26 protein-coding genes, 2 tRNA genes and 1 pseudogene are annotated in these 26,317 nt (G+C 55.9%); 17 read left to right on the top strand and 12 right to left on the bottom strand.

Annotation, left to right across the window (positions count from 1 at the left end; all coding sequences use genetic code 11):
* Positions 1-3 precede the first annotated feature (3 nt).
* From rimK to Q675_RS30875, 4 genes are read right to left on the bottom strand one after another with little or no spacing between them, the layout of a single operon-like run.
* Positions 4-909 carry a 30S ribosomal protein S6--L-glutamate ligase gene (gene rimK, locus Q675_RS30890; RefSeq protein WP_011785816.1) on the bottom strand — a complete coding sequence of 302 codons (906 nt, stop codon included), beginning with the start codon at positions 907-909 and terminating at the stop codon, positions 4-6.
* A 2-nt stretch (positions 910-911) separates the two neighbouring features.
* Entirely contained in the window at positions 912-1,403 is a 492-nt protein-coding gene (locus Q675_RS30885) for an ATP-dependent zinc protease (protein WP_011785817.1), read from the bottom strand.
* The gene (locus Q675_RS30880; protein ID WP_023008868.1) at positions 1,384-2,271 is read right to left on the bottom strand and encodes a mechanosensitive ion channel family protein; all 888 of its coding nucleotides are present in this window, start codon (positions 2,269-2,271) and stop codon (positions 1,384-1,386) included. Before Q675_RS30880 ends, Q675_RS30885 begins: the two co-directional genes overlap by 20 nt.
* Before the next feature lie 20 nt (positions 2,272-2,291).
* Positions 2,292-3,104, bottom strand: coding sequence for a hypothetical protein (locus Q675_RS30875; RefSeq protein ID WP_014420707.1), 813 nt, complete (start codon positions 3,102-3,104; stop codon positions 2,292-2,294).
* Between the two features lie 151 nt (positions 3,105-3,255).
* Here Q675_RS30875 and phrB point away from each other — a divergent pair, with 151 nt between their 5' ends.
* Positions 3,256-4,647 (top strand): deoxyribodipyrimidine photo-lyase, encoded by a 1,392-nt coding sequence (gene phrB / locus Q675_RS30870; RefSeq protein ID WP_023011485.1) that lies wholly within the window; start codon positions 3,256-3,258, stop codon positions 4,645-4,647.
* Positions 4,648-4,790: 143 nt separating this feature from the next.
* Here phrB and Q675_RS30865 read toward each other — a convergent pair whose 3' ends face one another.
* Genes Q675_RS30865 through hemA form a run of 4 tightly spaced genes read right to left on the bottom strand, consistent with a single transcriptional unit; the run spans position 4,791 to position 8,770 of the window.
* A complete protein-coding gene (locus tag Q675_RS30865) occupies positions 4,791-5,537 on the bottom strand; it encodes a HesA/MoeB/ThiF family protein (RefSeq protein ID WP_023011484.1) in 747 nt (248 codons plus the stop codon).
* 11 nt (positions 5,538-5,548) lie between these two features.
* Positions 5,549-6,406, bottom strand: a complete 858-nt coding sequence (gene prmC / locus Q675_RS30860; RefSeq protein ID WP_023011483.1) for a peptide chain release factor N(5)-glutamine methyltransferase — start codon at positions 6,404-6,406, stop codon at positions 5,549-5,551.
* Positions 6,393-7,484: a peptide chain release factor 1 gene (gene prfA, locus Q675_RS30855; protein WP_011785823.1), complete on the bottom strand. Its 1,092-nt coding sequence runs from the start codon at positions 7,482-7,484 to the stop codon at positions 6,393-6,395. Before prfA ends, prmC begins: the two co-directional genes overlap by 14 nt.
* Positions 7,481-8,770, bottom strand: coding sequence for a glutamyl-tRNA reductase (gene hemA, locus Q675_RS30850; protein ID WP_011785824.1), 1,290 nt, complete (start codon positions 8,768-8,770; stop codon positions 7,481-7,483). Before hemA ends, prfA begins: the two co-directional genes overlap by 4 nt.
* Positions 8,771-9,004: 234 nt before the next feature.
* On the opposite strand from hemA, the gene Q675_RS30845 reads away from it, so the two are divergent.
* From Q675_RS30845 to Q675_RS30800, 10 genes are all read left to right on the top strand, one after another.
* Positions 9,005-10,762 carry a tetratricopeptide repeat protein gene (locus tag Q675_RS30845; protein ID WP_023011482.1) on the top strand — a complete coding sequence of 586 codons (1,758 nt, stop codon included), beginning with the start codon at positions 9,005-9,007 and terminating at the stop codon, positions 10,760-10,762.
* The gene (lolB, locus tag Q675_RS30840) at positions 10,759-11,385 is read left to right on the top strand and encodes a lipoprotein insertase outer membrane protein LolB (protein WP_023011481.1); all 627 of its coding nucleotides are present in this window, start codon (positions 10,759-10,761) and stop codon (positions 11,383-11,385) included. Before Q675_RS30845 ends, lolB begins: the two co-directional genes overlap by 4 nt.
* A 3-nt stretch (positions 11,386-11,388) precedes the next feature.
* Positions 11,389-12,252: a 4-(cytidine 5'-diphospho)-2-C-methyl-D-erythritol kinase gene (gene ispE, locus Q675_RS30835; RefSeq protein ID WP_023011480.1), complete on the top strand. Its 864-nt coding sequence runs from the start codon at positions 11,389-11,391 to the stop codon at positions 12,250-12,252.
* Between the two features lie 22 nt (positions 12,253-12,274).
* Positions 12,275-12,349: transfer RNA gene (locus Q675_RS30830), tRNA-Gln, on the top strand.
* A gap of 52 nt (positions 12,350-12,401) precedes the next feature.
* Positions 12,402-13,352 (top strand): ribose-phosphate diphosphokinase, encoded by a 951-nt coding sequence (locus Q675_RS30825; protein ID WP_011785828.1) that lies wholly within the window; start codon positions 12,402-12,404, stop codon positions 13,350-13,352.
* Between the two features lie 165 nt (positions 13,353-13,517).
* Complete coding sequence (locus tag Q675_RS30820) at positions 13,518-14,156, top strand: 50S ribosomal protein L25/general stress protein Ctc (protein ID WP_011785829.1); 639 nt, start codon at positions 13,518-13,520, stop codon at positions 14,154-14,156.
* Between the two features lie 21 nt (positions 14,157-14,177).
* Positions 14,178-14,768 (top strand): aminoacyl-tRNA hydrolase, encoded by a 591-nt coding sequence (gene pth / locus Q675_RS30815; protein ID WP_011785830.1) that lies wholly within the window; start codon positions 14,178-14,180, stop codon positions 14,766-14,768.
* An 83-nt stretch (positions 14,769-14,851) separates the two neighbouring features.
* On the top strand, positions 14,852-15,943 hold the full coding sequence (gene ychF / locus Q675_RS30810; RefSeq protein WP_023011479.1) for a redox-regulated ATPase YchF: 1,092 nt from the start codon (positions 14,852-14,854) through the stop codon (positions 15,941-15,943).
* A gap of 91 nt (positions 15,944-16,034) precedes the next feature.
* Positions 16,035-16,111, top strand: a tRNA-Met gene (locus Q675_RS30805).
* 156 nt (positions 16,112-16,267) lie between these two features.
* Positions 16,268-16,714: a PACE efflux transporter gene (locus Q675_RS30800; RefSeq protein WP_023011478.1), complete on the top strand. Its 447-nt coding sequence runs from the start codon at positions 16,268-16,270 to the stop codon at positions 16,712-16,714.
* On the opposite strand, the pseudogene Q675_RS37905 reads toward Q675_RS30800, so the two are convergent.
* Positions 16,651-16,933: pseudogene (locus Q675_RS37905) on the bottom strand (tyrosine-type recombinase/integrase); the annotation flags it as partial. The gene Q675_RS30800 and the pseudogene Q675_RS37905 overlap by 64 nt on opposite strands.
* Before the next feature lie 548 nt (positions 16,934-17,481).
* Here Q675_RS37905 and Q675_RS30790 point away from each other — a divergent pair.
* From Q675_RS30790 to Q675_RS38525, 4 genes are all read left to right on the top strand, one after another.
* Complete coding sequence (locus tag Q675_RS30790; protein WP_023011475.1) at positions 17,482-17,904, top strand: hypothetical protein; 423 nt, start codon at positions 17,482-17,484, stop codon at positions 17,902-17,904.
* A gap of 471 nt (positions 17,905-18,375) precedes the next feature.
* On the top strand, positions 18,376-18,918 hold the full coding sequence (locus Q675_RS38640; protein ID WP_081698868.1) for a helix-turn-helix domain-containing protein: 543 nt from the start codon (positions 18,376-18,378) through the stop codon (positions 18,916-18,918).
* Positions 18,890-19,252: a hypothetical protein gene (locus tag Q675_RS30775; protein ID WP_023011473.1), complete on the top strand. Its 363-nt coding sequence runs from the start codon at positions 18,890-18,892 to the stop codon at positions 19,250-19,252. Before Q675_RS38640 ends, Q675_RS30775 begins: the two co-directional genes overlap by 29 nt.
* Positions 19,253-19,630: 378 nt before the next feature.
* A complete protein-coding gene (locus Q675_RS38525) occupies positions 19,631-19,933 on the top strand; it encodes an excalibur calcium-binding domain-containing protein (RefSeq protein ID WP_023011472.1) in 303 nt (100 codons plus the stop codon).
* A gap of 137 nt (positions 19,934-20,070) precedes the next feature.
* Here Q675_RS38525 and Q675_RS30765 read toward each other — a convergent pair whose 3' ends face one another.
* From Q675_RS30765 to Q675_RS30755, 3 genes are all read right to left on the bottom strand, one after another.
* Complete coding sequence (locus tag Q675_RS30765) at positions 20,071-21,711, bottom strand: methyl-accepting chemotaxis protein (RefSeq protein ID WP_023011471.1); 1,641 nt, start codon at positions 21,709-21,711, stop codon at positions 20,071-20,073.
* Between the two features lie 207 nt (positions 21,712-21,918).
* Positions 21,919-22,791 (bottom strand): substrate-binding periplasmic protein, encoded by an 873-nt coding sequence (locus Q675_RS30760; protein ID WP_227499565.1) that lies wholly within the window; start codon positions 22,789-22,791, stop codon positions 21,919-21,921.
* A 25-nt stretch (positions 22,792-22,816) separates the two neighbouring features.
* Positions 22,817-23,518 (bottom strand): transporter substrate-binding domain-containing protein, encoded by a 702-nt coding sequence (locus Q675_RS30755; RefSeq protein WP_023011469.1) that lies wholly within the window; start codon positions 23,516-23,518, stop codon positions 22,817-22,819.
* 117 nt (positions 23,519-23,635) lie between these two features.
* On the opposite strand from Q675_RS30755, the gene Q675_RS30750 reads away from it, so the two are divergent.
* Positions 23,636-24,832, top strand: coding sequence for a serine hydrolase domain-containing protein (locus tag Q675_RS30750; RefSeq protein ID WP_023011468.1), 1,197 nt, complete (start codon positions 23,636-23,638; stop codon positions 24,830-24,832).
* Positions 24,833-24,949: 117 nt separating this feature from the next.
* Positions 24,950-26,227, top strand: a complete 1,278-nt coding sequence (locus tag Q675_RS30745) for an O-acetylhomoserine aminocarboxypropyltransferase/cysteine synthase family protein (RefSeq protein WP_023011467.1) — start codon at positions 24,950-24,952, stop codon at positions 26,225-26,227.
* The last annotated feature ends 90 nt before the right edge of the window (positions 26,228-26,317 follow it).

The raw sequence follows: 26,317 nt of genomic DNA, 5'->3' as shown, positions 1-26,317 counted from the left end.
TTCTTATCCCCTGCCCCGGGTTTTGGTTTTCCAGGGTTTATAGTTCTTTTCGGTCCAGTTGATGATCATGCCCGCCACGTTCTTTCCGGTGGCATTTTCAATACCCTCCAGGCCAGGCGAGGAATTCACTTCCATCACCAACGGACCTCGGCTGGAACGCAGCAGGTCCACGCCGGCGACGTTCAGGCCCATGGCTTTGGCGGCAGTAATGGCAGTTCGGCGCTCTTCCGGAGTAATTCTCACCAGCGAGGCGGTGCCACCGCGGTGCAGATTGGAGCGGAATTCGCCTTCAGCGCCCTGGCGTTTCATGGCAGCAATAACCTTGTCGCCGATCACAAAGCAGCGAATATCGGCGCCACCAGCTTCCTTGATGAACTCCTGCACCAGAATATCGGCTTTCAGGCCCATAAAGGCCTCGATCACGCTTTCTGCCGCCTTGCGGGTTTCCGCCAGCACCACGCCGATGCCCTGGGTGCCCTGCAGCAGCTTGATCACCACCGGAGCCCCCCCCACCATTTTCAGCAATTCCGGCACGTTGTCCGGTTTATTGGCAAAACCGGTCACCGGCATGCCGACACCTTTGCGGGCCAGCAATTGTAAAGAGCGCAGCTTGTCGCGCGAACGAGTAATGGCAACCGATTCATTCACCGGAAACACGCCCATCATCTCAAACTGCCTGAGCACCGCAGTGCCGTAAAACGTGACCGAGGCACCAATGCGGGGAATCACAACATCAAAATCTTCCAGCACCTCTTCGTGGTAGTGGATTTTCGGGTCGGCAGAGGTGATGTTCATGGAGCAGTGCAGGCAGTCGATGACCTTCACTTCGTGGCCACGGTTAATGCCTTCCTCCACCAGACGCCGGGTCGAATACAGGTGACGGTTTCGGGACAGTACCGCAATTTTCATAGTCAGGTCCTTGGTGCCGGCTCGCCGGCAAGATAAGAAGCTTCAGGGTATATCGTCGAGCGTCCCGCCATGGCGGTGCGCCCGAGTAACATCCGGAACCGCATGGAGTCCCGGTTGGTCAGTGTCATTTCAATGGGCCAGCTCTGATCGCCGAGTACCAGTGTGGTTTCAATCACCAGCCGTTGTTCCTTGTGGCCACCGGAATCCGATACCGTGCGCTCATCCAGCACCCGGGCATCGCATTCCACCACATGGTGCAGGTCGTTCTGAACCGGGTGCACCCAGAACTTCACACGACGTTCGCCGTTTTCGGTATAGGGCTCGGTTCGGAACGTGTGCAGACAGGATGTCCTGGCGCCAGTATCCACCTTGGCCTTGATACGCTGGATATCAAGATCAGGCAGCGCCACCCATTCCCGCCACCCCAGACTAACCTTGTTCTCCGCGGCTTTCGGGGGAGTGGTTTTAATGGCTTCAGGTTTTATTGTCGACATCCGGTAATTCCTTTTCTTGCTGTTGTTCCGACCCGACCAGCTGTATGCGGAAAGGTTCGGAATGACTGCCGGCGTAGACACTGGTGTGAGGAAACGGTATTTCAATACCAGCCCCGTCCAGTGCTTTCTTGATAGCGACCATCATGCCGCCTTTACCTTCCAGGAAATCCTCCCGGGCCACCCAGAAGGAAAACTGGAGATCCACAGACGAAGGCCCGAAACCGGTCACCAGCACAAATGGCCGGGGCTCTTCCAGGCAATGCGGATTGGTCTCCGCCAGCCCGAGCAACAGATCCCGCACCCGCTCCACATCTTCAGCGTAGGCGATACCGATCACCAAATCGATCCGCCGGATCGGAAACCGGGACCGGTTCACCACCCGGGTTTTGATCAGGGTTTCATTGGGGATACGCACATACAGGTTGTCCGGTGTTCTCAGCTTTACACTGAGCAGATCAATCGCCACCACCTCACCAATGGTGGCATCCGCTTCGATGACATCGCCTATCTCAAACGGACGCTCCATCACCAGAAACAGGCCACTGATGATGTTGGAAGCCGATGTCTGCGAAGCAAAGCCAATGGCTACCGTGAGAATACCGGCCGCCCCCAGCACCACTTCCAGTGAAAACCCGGCTTCCCGCAGCGCTGCGATAGCAAACAGTACGAAAATCACATAGAACACCAGGCGCCGGATGAGCACCTGGTGGTGCCGTGAAGTGCGGCTTTCGACCAGCCGCCCGACGCTCCGGGCCAGCATGGTACCCAGGAAGATACCCAGCACCAGCAAAAATCCCGCCGCCAGCCACTGCCCCCAGGCAATGCCACTGATCAATTGAATAAACGTAGCCTCAATAGCCTCAATCAACAGAGTTGCTCCTGATTCTGTCAGCCAAACATTCGGTCAAACGCCCGCACCAGGCGGCGCCCTTTGGCCAGCTTTTCCCGGGGCGGCGCCACCAGTTGGCATTGACCGGCACAGGCGGGTACCGACTGTTCAATATTCAGGCTGGCAGAGTTCATATCGGTTTCACACTCTACCGTGACACCCGGCGTCCACAGCTGTCCACGCTCGTTACGATAAAGGGCCAGCAATGGCGTGGGCAGGCTGAACCTTTCCAGCAGCAGTGCCTGCTCACGGCGATTGATAATGGTCACCGGAGTAACGGCCCGCCAGGGACGTTTCGGCACCGCCTCAAGTGCCAGACGACCAAACGTGGAGGAAGCGTAGCAAAGCTCTCCCTCCATGGTGTTACGGCCAAGCCAGGTCATGGAGGGCACGGCCAGCGGGATCTCGGTCAGCTCTGTTTGCCCATCGCCTACACACACTTTCATCCACAAGGATGTTCCCACGTAAAGCAAACAGCGCCCACCGGCAGGAATGGTTAAAGGCTGGAACGGCCGTATAACCGTGGGACGACAGCCCATAGCGGGGTTGAAGCGGACGATACCTTGATCATCCATACGCACAAAACGCTGCACCGGAATATCAGCGGATGGCACGGTATGGCCCAGGGTTTCCTGCCAATGCAGGGGATCGGAATGAATATCCAGCTTCTCCTCACGCACCTGCCACTCAAGATCCAGCAGGGTAATCCAGACCCGGGTATGTCCAAGCTGATGTTGCTGTGTCTGGCCGGATGCCAGTTGATAGGGGTGCGCCCAGACACCTTCGCGCTGGCTTTCGGTTTGCTCGGTCATGCCTGCGAAACGGCTCCTTGTTGTCAGCGTGATTCGGTGGCGGCTGGTTTTAACTATAATCCAATCCGGTAGCTGCAGCGAATATACAAGCCTATGATTTTTTGGGTTGTATTTACCCTTATATGCACCCGTCAACGACCTGGATGACCCGATGACACAACTGGTGTGGTTCCGTAACGACCTTCGGCTTGCCGACAATCCTGCCCTGACGGCCGCGTGCCAGTCAGTAGAACCGGTGCGCGCGTGTTTTGTAGTCACCCCTCAGCAATGGCAGGAACACGACTGGTCTGCCGCCCGGGTACGCTTTGTTCTTGAACACGCCAACGCTCTGGCCCGGGAACTGGCTGAGCTTGGCGTTCCACTGACATTCCTGAACGCCGAGCGTTTTTCGGATGGCAGCGATGCACTGCTGCAGTTCTGCAAGGACAGTGACATTGCCGACGTCCATTTCAACGAGGAGTACGGCATTAACGAACGCCGCAGGGATAAAGCACTGCGCGATCGCCTGGTGGATTTCGGCATCCGGGTGAGCAAGTACCGGGATCAGACCGTCGCCCCGGTCGGCCAGATTCTGACCCAGCAGAACGAACCCTATTCGGTGTTTACGCCTTTCTCCCGTCGTTGGCGCAGTTGGATAGAGGAAACACGGCCCACTCTGCACCCCAGGCCCGCCGCGATCGGCAACGCGGTCAAACCCGAACAGACCGACACCCTGCCGGCGCCGTTCAGAGAGGCACCGGAGCCCCTGGTCCCGACGGGAGAGGATGCCGCTCACGAGCAGCTGGAAGCGTTTCTGGCGGAGCGCGCCAAGGACTACAAAGATAACCGGGACTTCCCGGCGCTGGATGGCACCAGCCAGCTCTCCCCCTACCTGGCCAATGGCGTGCTCTCCGGGCGCCAGTGCCTGATTGCGGCAAAGCAATCAGGCCTTTCCGGGGAAGGCGTAGAAACCTGGATCAATGAAATCGCCTGGCGGGATTTCTACATCCATATCCTTTATCACTACCCGCGGGTGAGTATGGGGCGTGCGTTCAAGGAGGAAACCGAGGCTCTGGCCTGGAATACGCCGGGCGAGCATTTCGAAGCCTGGAAGGAAGGCCGCACGGGTATCCCTATTGTGGATGCAGCCATGCGCCAGTTGAAAGCCACCGGCTGGATGCACAATCGCCTGCGGATGATCACTGCCATGTTCCTGACCAAGAACCTGTTCATCGACTGGCGGCTTGGTGAAGCCTGGTTTATGCAGAATCTGGTGGATGGCTTTCTGGCGTCTAACAACGGTGGCTGGCAGTGGAGTGCCTCAACGGGTACCGATGCTGCGCCCTACTTTCGGGTGTTCAATCCGGTGACCCAGAGTGAGCGGTTTGATCCTAAGGGGGAGTTTATTCGGAACTGGGTGCCGGAGCTGGCAAAGCTCGACAACAAGCGGATTCATGACCCTTCCAGGGGTGGTGTTATCCCAAAAGGCTATCCCAGACCCATTGTGGACCTGAAAGAGTCCCGCAAAGAAGCCATCGCCAGGTTTCAGGCGCTGAAGGATTGAGACTTTGGAGTCTCGTTGCCGGTCAGGGTTGGGGGAGGTCTTTCCAAAACACGCCGTAAATACATCCATGTAGGCTCCGTTCCGCCATCCATGGCTCCACAGGGTTTTGGAAAGACCTCCCCCAACCCTGACCTATCCTGGAGTTAACTTGCGCAGACTGGGCACTCGGGATCTTTTGCCAGCTTCATCTCTCGCCATTCCATCTGCCAGGCGTCCAGAATCAGCAGACGGCCTACCAATGGTTTACCAACCTCTGAGATGACCTTTACAGCTTCCATGGCCTGAGCCGAGCCGATCATACCGACGAGCGGAGCAATGACACCAGCTTCCGAGCAGGTCAGGTCTTCGTTGCCCTGTTCAGGATACAGGCAATGGTAACAAGGGCTTTCCGACTGGCGAGGATCGTAAACGGAAAGCTGGCCTTCACCTCTTATTGCAGCCCCCGAAACCAGGGGCACTTTCGAAGAAACCGAAGCCCGGTTCAGGGCGAACCGGGTATTGAAGTTGTCCGTGCAGTCCAGCACCAGTGTGGATTCGCTCACCAGATGGCGCAAATCATCACCATCCACCCGGCGATTCACCGCATTAACGGTAATCTCCGGATTGATCGCCCTCACCCGCTCGGCCAGACGCTCGGCTTTTGAATTGCCCAGCCAGCTTTGCTCAAAGGCTATCTGGCGCTGCAGATTTGCCAGCTCGATCTGGTCATCGTCAACCAGAGTCAGGTGGCCAATACCTGCGGCGCCCAGGTAGAGGGCCACAGGACAACCCAGGCCGCCGGCGCCAATAACCAGTACGTGGGCGGCTTTGAGTTTTTCCTGGCCGGCGATGTCGAACCGGGGCATCAGGATTTGCCGGCTGTAGCGGAGGAGTTCTTCGTCGCTGAGCATAGTTGTTCTCGCTATTGGTCGCTGGCCGGTTTTCGGGCCAGGGTCATGCGATCATTGCCGCCGTAATCTTTGCGGGTTTCCATGTTGCGCCATCCGGCTTTGGCAAACAAATCCCGTACAGCGCTGCCCTGGTCGTAGCCATGCTCCAGCAGCATCCAGCCATTGGGGTTGAGCCAGTTCAGTCCTTCGGTCACCAGCAGACGAATATCGTCCAGGCCATCGTCTCCGGCCACAAGGGCAGATTCAGGCTCGAAACGCACATCACCTTCCCTTAAATGACGGTCGCTGGCGGGTATATACGGTGGATTGGAAATAAGAAGGTCGAAAGTTCCGGCGGGAATCTGGTCGAACCAGTGGCTCTTTACCACGGTAACAGGCAATCCCAGGCGCCGGCTGTTTTCCCGGGCCAGCTCGACCGCGTCTTCCACACGGTCACTGGCCATAATCTGCCAGCCAGGCTGTTCACTGGCCAGAGCCAGCGCGATAGCGCCGGTGCCGGTGCCGAGGTCCAGCACGCTTGCGCTGGCAGGTAATTCCAGCGACAGCGCGGCCTCTACCACGCACTCCGTATCTGGCCGGGGGATCAGGGTGGACGGACTGACTTTCAGAGGGAGAGACCAGAACTCCTGCTCCCCCAGCAGATAGGCAACGGGTTGGCCGCTGGCACGCTCGCCCACCAACGCGAAGAACCGCTCTGCCTGCTCCACCGGCACGTCCCGCTCCGGCCACGCCCGGAAACTGGTGCGGGTCAGGCCGGTGATATGGCTCAACAGGAGTTCGGCATCCAGCCTGGGAGATTCACCACCAATCCGGCCTGCCGCTTCTCTCAGCAGGGCCTCACAGCTGAGCGAACATTCACTGTTGCTCATTGGCCATATCTGCCAGCAGTTCCGCCTGGTGTTCCTGCTGCAAGGGAACCACCACGGCGTCCAGATCTCCGGCAATCACTTCGTCGAGCTTGTACAGAGTCAGGTTGATACGATGATCCGTTACCCGGCCCTGAGGGAAGTTGTAGGTGCGGATACGTTCGGAACGATCACCGCTGCCCACCAGGCTCTTGCGGGTTTCCGCCATGCTCTTCTGCTGCTTTTCCAGCTCGGCATTCTGAAGGCGGGAGGCCAGCAGGCTCAGGGCCTTGGCGCGGTTCTTGTGCTGGGAACGTTCTTCCTGGCATTCCACCACAATGCCCGTGGGCAGGTGGGTGATACGGATGGCCGAGTCAGTTTTGTTCACGTGCTGACCACCGGCACCGGAGGAGCGGAAGGTATCCACCCGCAGGTCGGCCTTGTTGATCTCAACGGCTTCGGCTTCGTCGGCCTCCGGCATCACGGCAACCGTGCAGGCCGAGGTGTGGATGCGGCCCTGGGATTCGGTTTCCGGCACTCTCTGCACCCGGTGCGCACCGGATTCAAATTTCAGGGTGCCATAAACGCCATCGCCAGAGAGGCGGGCGATGATTTCCTTGAAACCGCCGTGCTCCCCTTCATTTTCGCTGAGCACCTCGACCTGCCACCGGCGTTTCTCGGCATAGCGGGAATACATGCGAAACAGGTCGCCGGCAAAGATAGCGGCTTCATCGCCCCCGGTGCCGGCACGGATTTCCAGAAACACGTTCTTGGTGTCATTGGGGTCTTTGGGCAGCATTAAACGCTGCAATTCTTCGTCCAGCTCTTCACTGCGAGCCCGGGCACTGGCCAGCTCCTCTTCGGCCATTTCCCGCATGTCTGCATCGCCGTCTTTGGCCAGCTCCGTGGCCGCATCGATGTCCTCCAGAGACTGTCGCCAAGCCTGAAAACACTTGACCACCGGTTCAATCTCGGCAAATTCGCGGGACAGGTCCCGGAATTTATCCTGATTGGCAATCACCGATGCATCACTCAGCAACGCGTTCACCTCCTCGAACCGTTCAACAAGCTGTTCGAGGCGGGACTGGATGGATGGTTTCATAGTTTTTCCGTGGTGGTGGGCTCGTCAGCTTCCAGTGCGTCCAGCTGGTAAAGCTCCCTCAGGCATTCGGTCACTTCGGTACGGCCTTCGGCCATCGCCTTGCGTACCTGAACCGAGGGTTGGTGCAGAAGTTTGTTGGTCAGGCCCCGTGCCAGTGAGCGCAGGGCCGTCTCCGGATCGGTGCCGTTGCGCAGGGCGCGCAAGGCTTTTTCGGTTTCGACATCGCGCAGCAATTCTGCACGCTGACGGAACACCTTGAGAGTGGAAACCGCATCCAGGGCACGCAGCTGATCCAGAAAATCCTGAACGCCACTGCTGATCAGGTTTTCCGCCTCCCGGGCCGCGCCCTCCCGGGAGCGAATATTCTCTTCAATCACCTGGCGCAGGTCGTCTACGGTATAGAGGTAGACGTCGGCCAGTGACGCCACTTCCGGTTCAATATCCCGGGGCACGGCAATGTCGACCATGAAATAGGGCCGGTGTTTGCGCTTCTTCAACGCCCTTTCCACCGCGCCTTTGCCCAGAATCGGCAAGGGGCTGGCGGTGGAGGAAATCACGATATCCACATCGGAAAGATGATCCGGAATTTCCGAGAGCAGAATGCCTTTACCACCGTGGGCTTCTGCCAGCGCCTGGGCCTTCTCCAGCGTACGGTTAGCCACCAGGAAACTGCGCACACCGGCTTCTGCCAGGTGTCGGGCGACCAGTTCAATGGTTTTCCCGGCACCAATCAGCAGCGCCTTGTTGCGGGACATGTCCGCAAAAATGTGGTGTGCCATGCTGACCGAGGCATAGGCAACCGACACCGGGTTTTCACCGATAGCTGTCTGGGTACGTACACGTTTGGCTACGGAAAAAGTCTGCTCGAACAACCGGGACAGAAAGGAACCGGTGGCGCTGTGTTCCCGCGCCAGGGCATAGGCATCCTTGAGCTGGCCCAGAATCTGCGGTTCGCCCAACACCATGGAATCCAGGCCGGCGGCCACCCGCATCATATGACGAACCGCGTCGGAATCCCGATGCACATAGAGAACGTTTTCAAGATCGGCCACATCCAGCTCGTGGAACCCGGCCAGCCAGCGCAACACCGAGGGGGCACAGTCGTCATCGCCGGCCAGATAGAGTTCCGTCCGGTTGCAGGTGGACAGGATAGCCGCCTCGCTGGCACCGGAGGCAGCACGGAGTTCTGAAAAGGCCTCGGCCATTCGCTCCGGCGTGAACGCCACACGCTCGCGGATCTCCACGGGTGCGGTGCGATGGTTGATTCCCAGCGTTACTAGTGCCATTTGGAGTACAGAAAACCCTGCCCAGATTATGGATAATCACTCGCCATTCTACCGGGGCAACTGCTCAGTCGCCACCCGAAAACCCGTCGCCTTCGGCAAGTGCGGACAGGTTGGGCAAGTTCAGACGCTTATGCCATTATAGGGCCTTGGCCGTGGCCGCAACCCGATCTGCCTCAATTACCGGGCAGAAAACGGTTTTCACTGACCTATCGCCGATAGCACACAGGAAGTTGCATGCAAAAATCCGCACCGTATCTGGTTACCTGCCTGTTGGGACTCACTCTCGTCACACTTCCGGGCTGCGCCGTATTTTCCGGTACCCCGGAACCCGCCGATGAGGTAATCGGGACCGATACCCCCGCAGCTACCCCGCCTGCCACGCCCATCAACTATGCCGAATTCGAACCGGAAGTGCTTTACCAGCTTCTGTCGGCTGAAGTGGCAGGCCAGCGTGGCCGTTACGATGTCACCCTGGTCAATTACCTCCAGGCTGCGAAAACCTCACGGGACACCGGCGTGATTGAGCGGGCCATGCGGATCGCCCAGTCTCTGAATGCAGACAATGCCCAGCAACAACTGGCTACACTCTGGCTGGACGTGGACCCCGACAATCTGGAAGCACATCGGATATCGGCCATTCAGGCGGTCAAGCGCCAGAAACTGGAAAACGCCCTGTTCCATATGGAGCAGATCATGGACCAGGGAGAAGACGCGGATTTTGACAGCCTCGCTGCCATGGCCGCGGGACTGCCGCCCGCGCAGCAACAGGAGCTGTTGGCGCTTTACAGTCAACTGGCAGTCAAGCACCCGGATAACCCCGAACTGCAGTACAGCATTGCCCTGCTGCAGAAAATAACCGGCACCCCCACGGTCGCCCTCCGGCAGATTAACCAGTTGCTTGAGCAGGAGCCGAACTTCCAGCCCGCCATCATCCTAAAGGGCGATCTGCTCTACCAGACCGGGCAGAAACGTGAGGCCCTGAATTACCTGACCACCAATACCCAGCGCTTCCCGTCCAACCGCCAGATGGGCACCCTCTATGGCCGCATGTTGATCAACGAGGGCGAACTGCAGGCCGCCCAGGACGAATTCGAACGGCTGGTAAAACGCTATCCGGACACCCCGGGGCTGAGACTCTCACACGCCCTGGTCGCCCTGGAAAACCAGCAACCCGCACTGGCCCGGGAGGAACTGATTCGCCTGATCGAGCAGGGCCACCATGAAGACGAAGCCAGCTACTACCTGGGACGCATCGAGGAAGATGCCGGCAATACCGACCAGGCGATCGAGTACTACCAGAGCGTGGAGCGGGGAAACTATTTCTTCCCGTCGCTGGCCCGCGCCAGTGAACTGCAAGCCCTGGCCGGCGAACTGGACCAGGCCATTGCCCATATCCAGAACCTGCGCGAGCGAGCCCCTGATCACGCCGAGAAATTCTGGCTGCTGGAGGTGAATCTGCTGATCGATCAGGAGCGGAATGAGCAAGCCCTTGCCGCAGCCGATGCTGCACTGGAAAGCTACCCGAACAACGTTGAACTTCGCTATGCGCGGGCCATGCTACAGGACACCATGGGAGAACCGGCTGGCGCAGAGCAGGATTTGAAGACCATCCTCGAACTGCAACCGGACAATGCCGTTGCCCTGAACGCCCTGGGCTACATTCTGACGGTGCGCACTGATCGTCTGGATGAAGCCCGCGGCTATATTGAAAAAGCCCTCGCGCTGGATCCGGAGAACCCAGCCATTCTGGACAGCATGGGATGGATACTGTTTCGCCAGGGCGAAACGAATCAGGCCCTCGACTTTCTGGCCCGCGCCTGGGAAGCCTACCCGGACCCGGAAGTAGCGGCACACTATGGCGAAGTCCTGTGGGTAACCGGTAATGAAGAACAGGCACGCATCATCTGGGAAGAAGGACTGGACCAGAACCCGGACCATGAAATTCTTCGGGAAACCATCGACCGGCTGACCAGTGATGGGGCCGACCAATGATCCGAAGACTACTTGGCGTGGCACTGCTAACCGGTGCCATAACCGGCTGTACCACCATCCAGCTGGAACCCTTGCCCGAGGGCATGACCAACCAGCCGCCCGCCGACTGGGCCGAGCGCAGCAACCACCTGAGCCGCTTTGACCAATGGCAACTGAGAGGAAAGCTGGCGGTAAAACAACCCTCAGACAGCGGCACTGCCATTATCAACGGCTGGCGCCAGCAGGGTGAACGCTACGACCTCTCGCTGTCATCCTCATTCCTGGGCATGGGCACAACACGACTCACGGGCGTTCCGGGCTTCATAGAATTAACCCTGGCCAATGGTGAGACCTACCAGTCCTCAGACCCGGAAACCCTGGTGGCCGCCGCTACAGGGTGGAACCTGCCCATCGACAACCTCGCCTGGTGGGTTCGAGGACTGCCGGCGCCGGAGGGTGATTTCCGCCTGCTGTTCGACGAACAGCACCAACTGGCCATCCTTCGGCAGGATGGCTGGGAAATTCGCTATGACCGCTGGCAGCCATTCATTGACAGCCTGCCCGCGCTTCCTGCCCGGATCACAGCCCTGAACGGCGACAAACGGGTACGCGTGGTCATCAGCGAATGGCAACAAGAGGACTGAGTATTGTTAACCCGGATTACCCTGCCCTCGCCCGCCAAACTCAACCTGTTCCTGCATATCGTTGGCCGACGCCCGGACGGATACCACGAGCTCCAGACCCTGTTCCAGTTTCTGGACTATGGCGACGAACTCACGTTCACACTGACTCCGGAGCAGCCCGGCATACGACTGGCAGAACCCGTACCAGGTGTTCCGGACAGTGATAACCTGGTGATCAGGGCAGCCAAAGCCCTGGCCGCAACCACTGAGAACACGCTCCCCGGCGTTACCATTCACCTCCACAAACGCTTGCCCATGGGCGGCGGCCTGGGTGGCGGCAGCTCCAACGCCGCAACCACCCTGCTTGCAATGAACCGCCTCTGGGGACTTAATCTGGGCGAAGACCAGCTTGCAGAAATCGGCCTGCGCCTGGGCGCCGATGTGCCGGTATTTGTGCGTGGCCATGCAGCCTTTGGCGAGGGGGTCGGCGAAAAACTGACCCCCACAAACCCGCCGGAAGACTGGTTTGTGGTGCTCAAACCCGAGTGCAACATCTGCACCGGAAAGATTTTTTCAGCCGAAGGGTTGACAAGGGACACACCAAAAATCAAAATACGCCCCGCTTTTGAGGGAGACGCCTCGAGGTACCGAAACGACTGTGAGGATGTAGTTCGAAAACTGTATCCTGAGGTTAACCAGAGCCTGGAGTGGCTTTCACAATTCGGACCTGCAAGATTAACCGGAACCGGGGCTTGCATTTTTGGACGTTTCCCGACAGAATCCGCAGCCCGGATTATCTGGGAAAGCAAACCCTCCGGCATCACGGGGTTCGTAGCTAAAGGGGTGAACCATTCACCTCTGCACAAAAAGCTGACAGAGCTGAAATGATGCCAAAAAAGCACGATGATATTGGGGTGTCGCCAAGTGGTAAGGCAACGGGTTTTGATCCCGTCATGCGCAGGTTCGAATCCTGCCACCCCAGCCACCTTTCTCCCGCTTCTTCTGAATCAAACGCCGATACTGAGAAGGATGCTGTCGTGTCCAAATTGATGATTTTCGCTGGCAATGCCAACCCCGAACTTGCGCGTGATATTGCCAGAAAACTCCATATTCCCATGGGCCAGGCCACTGTAGGCCGCTTCAGCGATGGCGAGACCACCGTTGAAATCAATGAGAATGTTCGTGGTCACGACGTTTTCATTATCCAGCCCACCTGCTACCCCACCAACGACAACCTGATGGAACTGATCGTGATGGCTGACGCCCTGCGTCGTGCATCCGCCACACGAATCACCGCCGTTATTCCTTACTACGGCTATGCCCGTCAGGATCGTCGCGTTCGCTCTACCCGGGTAGCCATCAGTGCAAAAGTCGTCGCCGACATGATCTCCAGCATTGGCGTGGATCGTGTGCTGACCGTAGACCTGCACGCCGACCAGATTCAGGGTTTCTTCGATATCCCGGTGGACAACATCTACGCCACCCCGGTACTGCTTGAAGACATTGAAAAACAGCGGTTCGAGAACTTTGTCGTCGTATCTCCGGACGTAGGCGGCGTTGTCCGCGCCCGCGCTGTTGCCAAGCGCCTGGATGATGCTGACCTGGCCATCATCGACAAGCGTCGCCCCAAGGCCAACGTTTCCCAGGTAATGCACATCATCGGTGACGTCCGCGACAAGACCTGCATCCTGGTGGATGACATCGTCGACACCGCCGGCACACTGTGCAAAGCCGCCAACGCGCTCAAAGAGCACGGCGCCTCCCGCGTGGTTGCCTACATTACTCACCCGGTACTTTCCGGCCCGGCCATCGAGAACATCAACAACTCGGAGCTGGACGAACTGGTGGTGTGCGACACCATCCCGCTGGGTGACAAAGCCAAAAATTGTGATAGAATCCGCCCCCTCAGCATGGCTGGGCTGCTCGCCGAATCCATTCGCCGCGTGAGCAACGAAGAGTCCATCAGTGCCATGTTCGAGAACGTCTGAACAGCCTTATCGCTGTAACCCTCAGACTTAAAGGCAGTTTCCGGGTCGGGAGTCCAACAGGGCTCCCGACTCTTTTAGTCGATCGGAAAACTCCGGTCTTTTTGAAATGCTCATCTGTTCAGAGCCTGGTCGCGGGCCGCTCAGATGACCAACGAGGTAATTACCATGTCTCAGGATTTTGTTATTGAAGCATTTCCTCGTGACGATCAGGGGAAAGGTGCGAGCCGCCGCCTGCGTCGCGAAGAGCGTAAGATTCCGGCCATCATCTACGGTGGCGGCAAAGACGCAACTCCGGTCGCCATCTGGCACAATGAGCTGAAAAAGGCCATCGAAAACGAAGCCTTCTTCTCTCACATCCTGACCGTCGACATTCAGGGCAAAAAAGAGAGCGTGATCCTGAAGGATCTGCAGCGTCATCCGTACAAGCCCATCCTGACTCACGCCGACTTCCTGCGCGTTGACAAGGACCACGAGATTCACGTTAACGTTCCGCTGCACTTCATCAACGAAGACACAGCTCCGGCCGTGAAACTCCAGGGTGGCATTGTTTCCCACACCATGACCGAAGTTGAAGTGATCTGTCTGCCGCAGAACCTGCCCGAGTTCATCGAAGTCGACCTGAACGAAGTCGAGATGGACCAGGTAGTTCACCTGAGCGACCTGAAACTGCCGAAAGGCGTTAAAGTTGCCGCTCTGCAGCAGGGCGAAGACCACGACCTGCCAGTTGCCTCTATCCACAAGCCGAAAGGCGCCAAGGCGGACGACGCTGAAGGCGAGGAAGGCGAAGAAGGCGGCGAGGAGTAATAACTCCGGGGGCAACGGCGAATGGCACAGGATATTGTCATGGTGGTTGGACTGGGAAATCCCGGTTCCGACTACGAGAATACCCGCCACAACGCCGGCGCCCTGTTCGTCGAAGCGCTGGCCCGCGAAGCGGGTCAGACGCTCCGTCCCGAAAAGAAGTATCACGGGCTATACGCCCGCATTCAGTGGCAGGGCCTGGACCTGCACTTACTGAACCCCAGCACCTTTATGAACCGCAGCGGCACTGCCATCAAGGCCCTGGCGGACTTCTTCAAGATCTCCCCTGAACAGATTCTGGTTGCCCACGACGAGCTTGACCTGCCTCCCGGCACGGCCAAACTCAAGAAAGGCGGCGGCCACGGCGGCCACAACGGGCTGCGCGACACCATCGCCCATCTGGGCACCAACGATTTCCAGCGCCTGCGCCTTGGCATAGGCCACCCCGGCGACAGCCGCAAAGTCACCGGTTTTGTACTGGGCCGACTGGGCAAACAGGAAACCGAACAATTGACCGCCGTGTTTGACGAAGTCATGCGGGTATTACCGGATGCCGCCAGCGGCAAACTGGCTGCCGCCATGAACCGTTTGCACAGCTTCAAACCAACGCCCTGAGCAAGGCACATCCCCTTACTCGCACCCTTACCGATACACCGGTATAATCCGCCCAAATTTTTCAGTTCCAGCAGAGGCATTCCATGGGATTTAACTGCGGCATCGTCGGCCTTCCCAACGTCGGCAAATCCACCCTGTTCAACGCACTGACCAAAGCCGGCATCGGCGCGGAAAACTTCCCGTTCTGCACCATCGAGCCGAACGCCGGCGTGGTGGCCATGCCAGACCCGCGCCTCACCAAACTGGCGGAGATCGTCAAGCCGGAACGGGTGGTGCCCACCACCATGGAGTTCGTCGACATCGCCGGCCTGGTCGCCGGCGCCTCCAAGGGCGAAGGCCTGGGCAACCAGTTCCTGGCCAACATCCGCCAGACCGATGCCATTGCTCACGTGGTGCGCTGCTTTGAAGACGGAAACGTCATCCACGTGGCCAACAAGGTAGATCCCGCTTCCGACATCGAAGTGATCAACACCGAGCTGGCCCTGGCCGATCTCGACACCGTAGAGAAAGCCATCAAACGCGTCCAGCGCGTCGCCAAGAGTGGCGACAAAGAAGCCAAGGCCCAACTGGAAATGTTTGAAAAACTGTTGCCGGTACTGAACGAAGGCAAGCCAGTGCGCAGCATGGGCCTGGACAAAGACCAGATGGCACTGATTCGCGAGCTTTGCCTGCTTACCGTCAAACCCACCATGTACATCGCCAACGTGAACGAAGACGGCTTCGAGAACAATCCCCACCTGGACAAGGTGCGTGAGATTGCCGCTTCTGAAAACGCAGTCGTGGTACCCATCTGCAACAAGCTGGAAGCCGAGATCTCTGAACTGGAAGACGAAGAGAAATCCATGTTCCTGGACGAAATGGGCATGGAAGAACCTGGGCTGGACCGTGTGATCCGCGCCGGTTACGGCCTGCTTGGCCTGCAAACGTACTTTACCGCCGGCGTGAAGGAAGTGCGTGCCTGGACCGTCAGAATCGGCGCCACAGCCCCTCAGGCGGCAGGCGTCATCCACACCGACTTCGAACGCGGCTTCATCCGGGCTGAGGTGGTGAGCTACGACGATTTCGTACAGTACAACTGCGAAGCCGGCGCCAAAGATGCTGGCAAATGGCGCCTGGAGGGCAAGGATTACATCGTCAAAGACGGCGATGTTATTCACTTCCGGTTCAACGTGTAATTTTCGGTATTTTTTGGCCGTAAAGCCTTGACAGAATGAGCCCAAATACCGAAAATACGCGCCTCGTTTGGGGCGTGTCCCGAAGCGAAATGGCAAGGTAGCTCAGTTGGTTAGAGCACAGCACTCATAATGCTGGGGTCGGCGGTTCGACTCCGCCCCTTGCTACCAGAATTCAAAGGGTTACGATTCACGTCGTAACCTTTTTTTGTTGGTTGACTACAAATCGAATACATCGTCGGTTTTCGTGGTCAACTGACCGTAGGGGACGACCCCGCCCAGCCTGGGAAATCAATACGGGACGACCCGTTTAAGGGCTTCCCTACTATGAGAACCACTAAAGACAGAATCCGACAGGCGGTCACTTTCGAAGTGATGGGCATTCTTCTTTCCGTTCCCCTGGCTGCATTTGCCTTCAACTTTGACTTCGAAAAAACCGGGGTGTTAGGGGTTATCGGTGCCACAATGGCGACGATCTGGAACTATGTGTTCAACCTGATCTTCGATCATAGCCTTAAGCGCCTGACTGGCTCCACATCCAAATCCCTGAAGGCTCGTTTCGTTCATGCGATCAGCTTCGAGCTGGGGCTGATGTTGGCATTCCTTCCGGTGATTGCCTGGTGGATGGATATTGGCCTCGTTGAAGCGCTTATTGTGGATATCGCCTTCGTGGTGTTTTACCTAGTGTATGCGTTTGCTTTCACCTGGTGTTACGACACCATCTTCCCGGACAAGGACGCCGAAGGCGAAAGCCTGACAGCCGATTCCAAATGATCTGGTGAAAGGTCGGCATAGCGCATATTCATGGTGATGTTGCCGTGACCAAGGACGCGCTGCAGCGTGAGAATGTCTCCCACATTCATCATGTAATGACTGGCGAAGGTGTGCCGCAGGATAATGGGTCAGCTGTTGCGGGGTAGAGAATCCACACCGTTCATACGCTGACCTGAATGCCGATCAGCAAGGGCCAAACAATAGTCCTGGGCCGGGGAGCGCGTTTTATCCCGCCCTCTACCACTCCTGGCTCTACACGAACCCAGTCGGCGAACTCACGCCAATCCATAAGGGGCGGCCAATTCAGGTCCTTGATGCGCTCTGCTAGTTGTTCGTCTATCATGGTCTTCAAGTTTCCGGCCCGAAAAACAGGGCTTAACTAAGAACTTTAGCTCACATATTGAGTTCATGTTTTTCTTGGTTTTTTTAGATCAATATGGAATCAATACTCAGTAGAGCTAGAACTGTCGTGAAGATGATGGGTACCGACTATTTCGCTAGAAAAAGCGAAATACCCGCAAGCAGATGGTCTAGCGTCACATACAAGAATGTGCGAATGAGCACAGAGGAACTTGAGGTACTTCAGCGGGAATTTCCTCAATACCGCCTATGGCTAATTAGCGGCGAAATTGCTCCTGAGATAGGGCAAATAAGCCGCCAGTACGATGCGATTAACTCAAAGTTAGACAGTCCAGCCGAGGGATAGCAGTAACCAAAGCAGTTATGGAAAGGTGGTTCCAGGATCGGCACGACTGAGGGAAGTAGTCATGAAAGGAATGTACGCAGTAACACTCTCGTTTTTCCTCCTGGGCACTGGTCAGGCAGACCCCATCAATGACGCAGTTCGCGGACTCACCACAACTTTCAGCAAGCACATAGAGACGAATATGTGGGAGACCCGTTGCGCAAGACCCGAAGCGTTGCGGATGTACGCCAATTGTTACGTTAATCCAGAGGGCGTACCGCTATGGGCGATGAAGGGGCCGGAGAGGGAGCGGTGGAAGCCGATTGCTGTTAAGGAATCGGTTAAGCTGCAAAAGGAGTACCGAAAGGAAATTGAAGCGTCCAAAGTACAGGGGCAAAGAGCCGCGAAGGAACACACGATGAATCAGCAAATGTGTGATTTTTGGCGGCAGCAGACACCCGGAGAGAGAAAAAATGCAAAAGTTAGTGAATACTGCGGGACTTAGAAACCGCCAAACAACAGAGGGTTAAATCGTCGCCTTAACTATGGATACTGGGTGGCGGAAACCTGCAATCTCATTTTTGCGATACTGTAACGTCGCGGCAATTGAAAATAACATTTTTGTGATACACAATGTGGAACCTAAAGTGCTATTACTCACCTGGTGGTGACAAATCCAAAGTTCAGGACACGTATGACCGAGGGTCTGATGACTTGAAGGCCGGCTTCGACGTAGAGACAGAGTACCTCTGTCGAAGCGCCAAAGAGAGCTGGACGAGGCCCCATGCCGCAAAGCTTACGAAAGGAAAGAAAAACGATTTTAAGGAGTATTATGAAATACGTTTTTTTGCCGACAATACTCAGCAGCGGCCGATAGGGTACTTCGGACCGGGAGATGGCGAGTTCACAATATTGATCTGGGCCACAGAAAAGGGCGACAAGTTAAAGCCCTCTACCTGGCGGCAACGAGCAGACAATGCACGCGAAAACATTGAAAGGGACGCAAGCTATGCGAAACCGTTTATCCCTGATGAATAGTAAAAAATTTCAGCGTAAGTCCTATAGAGAGTCATTTTTAAAGCGGAATATCGTTAGCGCGCTATCGCACCAAATAAAGATAAACAGGATCAGTCGAGGACTGTCACAGAAAGACTTAGCTGATAAAGTTGGAACCAAGCAAAGTGTCATTTCGCGTTACGAAGATCCAGCGTACGGCAAGCTCTCAATAAGTACTCTAATCCAAATTGCGAATGCGCTCGATATTGGATTAGAAGTCAAATTTACTCCGTTTTCTAGGCTGATTGGAGAGGTGAACAGCTGGAGCCCCGAGAAGGCAATGGTTCCCTCGTTTGAAAACGAACGAAAAATAATAGTAAAAAACAACCAGCAAAATGTTACGAAGCTAAACAAATCACACTATTCATCAAGTTCAAAGCAAAAATTTACACAGAAATCAGAGCACTACATAGTATCATCTGGAGATTATTCAAGTGGCATATACTCGCAACTTCGGAACTGACGAGGCACCGTTACACGTAGAGTTCTCAGAAGATCATAAAGAATACTTCGCAGATGGAGCGGCAGGACTTGCGATCGGTTACCCGATGTCGAAGGTTGTCCTAACAAGTATTGATCCTCACAACCCCAACCTAGACATTGAAACGAGAAAGGCTGTCTGCACTCTATCAATAACTACCGAAACATTAATAGAAATAGCAAAAATGGTGATTGGAAACGCAGCCAAATCAAAAGGCTTCCTACAAGATCAGTCAACAGAAGCTACAAAACGGCTAGCGGAAATGCTGAGCAATATTGAAGTAGATGACAACGAGAAAAATCAGAATCCAAGCTGAAATAGGTAATTGTGGGCACCATCTAATTGCCCACTTGCCCACAGCAATGCCTCTTTTTGCCAATTATTGACTGTTCAGATTACGCAAGTAGCTGTTTTTTGAACACCTGTGCCCATTTATGAACGGCGCACACAGGTCTCATAATGCTGGGGTCGGCGGTTCGACGCCGCCCCTTGCTACTAGGATTCAAAGGGTTACAGCTCACGCTGTAGCCCTTTTTTATGGGTTGACTACAAGTTGACTACACCGTAGACAAACCGCCCTCCTCTAGCTGATAAGATCCCCTCATCAAAACAAAAAAGCTCCTGCCAAGGCGATGGCCAATCAATGTGAGCGGCCGGGGCCTGCTTTGTCTATGCGCTGAATAGGAATATCACTTTGAAGAAGCTCATCATCCTCGTAACCATCGCATTTACTGGATGGAAGATCTACCAGCAGTACGCACCAGCTCCCGTTGTAGAGTGGTCAAATTCCGAGACCCAAAACTCCATCCAGTACCAAACGCCGGAAGCAATCACTCGTGAGGCAACCAATGCTATGCGCTTCACCTGCGACGGTCGGGAATATTGCAGCGAAATGACATCCCGCGCGGAGGCGGAGTACTTCAATCGGTATTGCCCAAATACGAAGATGGACGGCGACAATGACGGCATCCCATGTGAAAACGACTCCCGATTTTAACAACTACAGTGCACCGCTTTTCACAACGAGTGACGGCCGCGCCGCCTGACGCCAGGTGATCCGATGGCGAATAGACATGGCGGAAAAAAGTGCGGTTTAGAAGGAGCCCCAGGCTTCCTGAGGCTTGCCCGCATTGGCTATGCGCTTGTTTTGAAGGAAGAGACTCTATCCTTCATTTCTGCCGCCAATCGCGCCAACTCGTGACTGGCTTCTGATGATTGCTTGGCACCGTCGAGGTTCTGACTGGAGAGATCGACAATATGAGTAAGATTTCCACTCACTTGCTCCGCAGCAACTGACTGCTCTTCCGCTGCACTCGCGATCTGTTCGCCCATTTGAACAATGTGATCAATGGCGTCCCCGATCGAATTCAGAGTTTCGGCCACATCATCGATCAACATGCAGTTTTCTTCCACTTGCTCTAGCCCAGACTGCATTACCGCAACGGTTGCTTTGCTTTCCTCAGTCAGGCCTTTAATCACATCGGCAATTTCCGCCGTTGATGTCTGCGTTCGTTTAGCAAGGGAGCGGACTTCATTAGCTACAACAGAGAAACCACGTCCATGCTCTCCAGCTCTTGCTGCTTCAATTGCCGCGTTCAGTGCCAGAAGATTCGTCTGATCAGCAATGTCATTGATGACCTCCGTGACCTTCTGTATTTCCAAACTCCTGTTCTCCAGGGAGCTGATCTGTTTCGCGACTCGCCGGATATCCTCAGAAAGCCGATGCAGTGCTTCTCGCCCTTTTTCACCACGCACGCGACCTTCCACGCCTTGCTCTTTGGCTGACCGCGCAGCAGATTGGGCTTCTTCTGCGCTCCTGGCCACGTCATTGGAAGCCGCGCTCATCTGATTCATCGCTGTTGCGACCTGGTCAGTCTGATCAGACTGGGATTCAATATTTCGCTCAACACTTGAGTTTATTGAAGAAAGCTCTTCTGAAGCCGTCGCCACCTCGTCAGACACCGCGGAGAGGCGACTGATGACCTGGTCGAACTCATTTAACATATGGTTCAGAGAGTGCCCCAGTTGGGCAAGTTCGTCTTTGCCGTCAACGTGGAGGCGCTGGGAGAGATCTGATTGTTCTGCGACGGATCGCATCAGGTTTCTCATCGCATTGATGGGACCAGTGACCGACAAGATGATCAGAATACTTGCACCAATTGAAAGCACAGCCGCAACGACAGCAGTCGATGGATAGAGCATCTGACTCTGAGCGTAGAGTTCCCCAACCGATTCTCGTTCCTGAGCCGCAACATCGAGTTGTAGCTCGATGAGTTCGGCAATTATCTGAGTCACAGGATCAATAAGCTCGTAGAGGGGACCGTCAATTCGATTCAATTGGCCTTGAGCATTGGAAGGAGCGCTACGAAGGACCGTCTTTGCTTCTTCGATACCCTGACTCGCTGCGTCAAAAAGCGACTCGGCTTCCCTGACCAGCTCTTTTTCACGAGGAGTAAGGGACGTCTGCGTATAATGCTCCCAGTTAGTTTCAATGATGGACTCAGCCTCCTCAATCTGACGGAGCGCCTCACGAGGCGGTATTTGTCCAGCATTTGCCTTGTTGATTGCATCAACGACAAGAACAGCGTAATCATCGGAGATAAACTTGAGATCCTTGAGCGGTACTACTCGATCATTGTAGATACTTGAAACGCCCCGATTAATGTCAGCGAACACCAAGAGAGCGTATATGGAAAGGCCTGCGATAGCAGCCAGGGGAATGGATACCAAGAAAACCAATCGCAACTTGAGTGACAAAGTACTAAGGAGGTTCATTATTCTTTGCTATGCGCCGACCTCCCTTTCGCAATGAATTTCCAGTACTGAAATCATACACTAGTTCATTACATTCGGATTAACTGTTTGTAATTTATTTATTTGATACCCAAGCTCACCGAAGTCGAATAGGCGAAGCTCTGCACTTTTCGACATAATACTGGCGCCACACTGGAAGATTACCAACGATACCGCGATGCGAGCTGGCTAGAACCCCAAATAACGGTGCAGCAGCAGCTCCTGATACTGATCAATGTGTTTGCTGTTGATTTCAACGATCCGGCCTTTCGCACTGAGGCGATCAAAGCATTCGTCAAACTGAGTGGCAAGCTCCTCACTTCGGAAAACCATTTTGTAAGGAGTAGGATTGAAAACCGGATAGAATACAAAATCGTCCAGCTCTTTTGGCCAACTCTCCCCAAAACGACGGTCTGAACGGATCCGCCTGTCCAGAGTAGCCACCACAAGACCGTCGGCAAGAATGACATCAACGCGGCCCATTAACTGCATTCGGGCGTGGATCGTCTGGTCAGTCACCTCCAGCAGCAGCTCAAACTCATCCACGCGATCAGATAGTCTGAGTATGTCGATGCCATTCTGAAACGTAACCGCCCTTAACCCTGCCAGATCATCAATTGTCGTTATGGGACCAACCACCGACGCGTTATAGAAAGCGCCGTTGTGGTACCAGATATAGGCAGACGTGGAGACCCCCGGTATGTCCAACGATAGCGGGACGGTCATAACGGCATCGGCGGCCCTCAGGTCGCGAAAAGTGCGGATGTGGCGACCGAAGGGCTGGTAGACAAATTCGGCTTCCCAGCCGCAGGCCTCCAGCACAGCATTCACTAATTCTACATCTCGGCCACTTTCACCTGGCTCCGACATCCCGGGTATGTCGGGCGCCATGACAATGAGGGGAGCCAATGGAAACGTGTCTGACTTCACTGCACCAGGAATCAACAGCAGGACATAGAAGAGAAAACGGTACATAGAGTCTGATATCAAAGGATAGGCCACCGGTAAACAGTTTATGCCGCTACCGAATACAGTACTTCTTTTTGAACGATTGCTCCACAAAAAAGGATAGAATCCGGGTCAGCCATTACTCGCGGTCACCATAGGATTCGCAATCACGAATAGCTCTACGGAATTCCGCTGCCAATCGCCCCGCACCGAAGCGGTGTGACACATACAACGAAAGATCTACCCACGCCGCGGTTCGCACGTAGAATGGCTTTTCATACCCCGCCATCAAATGGTCGATAAGAACCGCCGGTAAAACCACGACATCGGCACGGCCAAGCTTCACCATATCAACGGCCTGCTTCCATTCAGCCACCATGACCGCACTGGCGTTGTCTCCCTGAAGAAACTGGTTGCCTATGAACCGACGCACAAAGGCATAACGCAGGCCGGACACCTGGCGCAAAGGCGGATATTGCTCCAAAAACAGATACACGTATTCGGTCTGGAACAGCCTGCCACCAAAATCGGCATATTGGTCGCGGTCTGCCGTCTGCACAAGAGGCAACCCAATCGCCAATTCTCCCTTCTCCAACTGAAAAAGAATTCTCGCCAGCGGCATCTCAATAAACTGGAAGTTCCCTTCCACCCGATCAAAGACGCAGCGGTAAATGTCGGCAAAGCGGCCAACCAGCGAGCCGTTCTCAACGCCAATTTCCCGCGGGATCCCCTCAAAAACACCGACGGGATAGACGGTCTCGTCAGTTACGGCACCCGATAATGAAGGTATAGTGAGAAAGTAGATTAAAACCGGCGCAAGCCAGTACGGTATCCTGCCCATGTCAGCTGCTCCCTGCCCGTGCAACTCGAACGGTGGTTTCAGGGTAGTACAGAAATGCCCAGTCTGCTGGCAACACGCTGATGGAACCAACCTCTTCAATACCTGTGCACAGTGACTATGCCAAAACGGAATACCGGAAAATTCGAACCAATCGCTTCTTTCTTTGACACCCATTACCTTCAGCCGGGGAAGCTTCCTGGAATGGTTACCCTGGTAGCCCGGCATGGCGAGATTCTGTGGTGTCACGCCCAGGGCCTGCGGGATGTTGAGAGAAACTTACCGATGAACCGGGACACCCTGTTCCGCGTGTACTCCATGACCAAACCCGTCACCAGCATTGCCATGATGCAGCTGTACGAGCAGGGCAAGTTCCTGCTCAACGACCCGGTCCACAAATACATTCCAGGCTGGCGCAATCTACGCGTCTACAAGGGAGGCCGTTATCCGGATTTCGAGACCGAACCCGCGGCCTCGGTCATGACAATCCGGGATCTGATGACCCACACCTCCGGGCTGACCTATGGCTTCACCGAGCGAACCGAGGTAGATGCCGCCTACCGCAAGCTGAAACTGGATGGCAGTACCATTCTGACTCTGGACAAGCTGGTCGACCGGCTGGCCGAGTTACCTCTGGAGTTCTCTCCCGGCACTGCGTGGAACTATTCTGTGTCCACCGATGTCCTGGGCTACCTGGTTGAGCTGCTCTCCGGCCAATCCCTGGACAGCTACTTCCAGGAGCACATCTTTGACCCACTGAGCATGACCGATACCGGGTTTCATGTGCGGCCGGACCAGCAGGAACGCTTTGCAGCCTGCTATTTATATCAACCCGGCAACACCATGAAACTCCAGGATGATCCGGAGCGGTCGCGCTATCTGAAAGAACCAAAATTCCTGTCGGGTGGCGGCGGGCTGGTCTCGACTATTGATGATTATTTTCGCTTCGCCCAGGCCCTTTGCCAGGGTGGCGAATATCAGGGCCAGCGCATCATCGGCCGCAAAACCCTGGAATTCATGCGTCTGAATCATCTGCCGGGCGGCCAGGATCTCCCCGCCCTGTCGATTGGCGGCTTCAGTGAAACACCCTATGCCGGCAGTGGCTTCGGGCTGGGCTTTTCAGTGAAAACCGATATCGCCAAATCCGCCACCATCGGCTCCGAAGGCGAATTCGGCTGGGGTGGCCTGGCCAGCACCAGTTTCTTTATCGACCCGGTGGAAGATCTGGTGGTGATTTTCATGACTCAACTGATGCCGTCTTCGTCCTACCCCATCCGACAGGAGCTCAGAGCTCTGGTATACGGCGCCCTGGACTGACTCCGCACTCTGCCGTATATCGGCATAACCGCTGGAACTGTGCCGAAGCCCGAGTGCCTGTGGCATACTCGGCTCCTTAAACCAATAACGAACAATCCACCAGCAAGGAACGTTGTGATGAAACCAGCCACTCTCGCACTGCACGCCGGCTTCAAGAGCGACCCGACCACCAAGGCCGCCACCACGCCCATTTACCAGACCACCTCTTACACCTTCGACGACACCCAGCACGGTGCTGACCTGTTTGACCTGAAGGTACAGGGCAACATCTACACCCGCATCATGAACCCCACAAACGCGGTTCTGGAAGAGCGCATGGCCGCGCTGGAAGGCGGTATTGGCGCGCTGGCCGTGGCCTCCGGCATGGCCGCGATCACCTATGCCCTGCAGACCATCTGCAAGGTGGGCAACAACATTGTCAGCACCAGCCAGCTGTACGGCGGTACCTACAACCTGTTTGCCCACTCCCTGCCGAACCAGGGCATCGAGTGCAAAATGGTGCCCCACGATGATTTCGCGGCGGTAGAGAACGCCATCGACGAGCAGACCCGCGCGCTGTTCTGCGAGTCTATCGGCAACCCGGCCGGCAACGTGGTGGACATCCAGAAGTGGGCCGAGATCGCCCACAAGCACGGCATTCCGCTGATTGTCGATAACACCGTGGCCACGCCGTTCCTGTGCCGTCCGTTCGAGCATGGCGCAGACATTGTGGTGCACTCGCTGACCAAGTACATCGGCGGCCATGGCACCACCGTAGCGGGCATTGTGGTGGATTCCGGAAAATTCGACTGGAAGGCCAGCGCCGACAAGTTCCCGATGATGAACCAGCCAGACCCATCCTACCACGGCGTGGTTTACACCGAAGCCCTGGGCGAAGCCGCCTTTATCGGCCGCTGCCGGGTTGTTCCGCTGCGCAACACCGGCTCTGCCCTGTCGCCGTTCAACTCGTTCCTGATCATGCAGGGCCTCGAAACCCTGGCTCTGCGCATGGAACGCCACTGCGACAACGCCCAGAAGGTTGCCCAGTTCCTGCAGGATCATCCGGCCGTGGAGTGGGTCAACTACGCGGGCCTGGCCAGCAGCCCTTACAAGGCCACCTGCGACAAGATCTGCGGCGGCAAGGCCTCCGGCATTCTCAGTTTCGGCATTAAAGGCGGCCGCGAAGCCGGCGCGAAGTTCATCGATGCGCTGGACATGATCCTGCGCCTTGTAAACATTGGCGATGCCAAGTCCCTGGCCTGCCACCCGGCCACCACCACCCACCGGCAGCTCAATGCTGACGAGCTGAAAAGTGCGGGGGTCAGCGAAGACCTTGTACGGCTGTCGATCGGCATTGAAGATGCCGACGATATCATCGCCGATATCACTCAGGCCCTGGAAAAATCCCAGGCTTGATTTCCCTCAACCGGGTACGACCAAAGTCGTGCCCGGTAACCCCGTGATTGCCCCTACCTGCCTTGTAACTGCCCTGTCTGCCGATTACTC

The sequence above is a fragment of the Marinobacter sp. EN3 genome (assembly GCF_000475315.1).
Taxonomy (GTDB): domain Bacteria; phylum Pseudomonadota; class Gammaproteobacteria; order Pseudomonadales; family Oleiphilaceae; genus Marinobacter; species Marinobacter nauticus.
The sequence above is the reverse complement of the archived record's forward strand: the minus strand, read 5'-3'. Positions and strand labels throughout refer to the sequence as shown.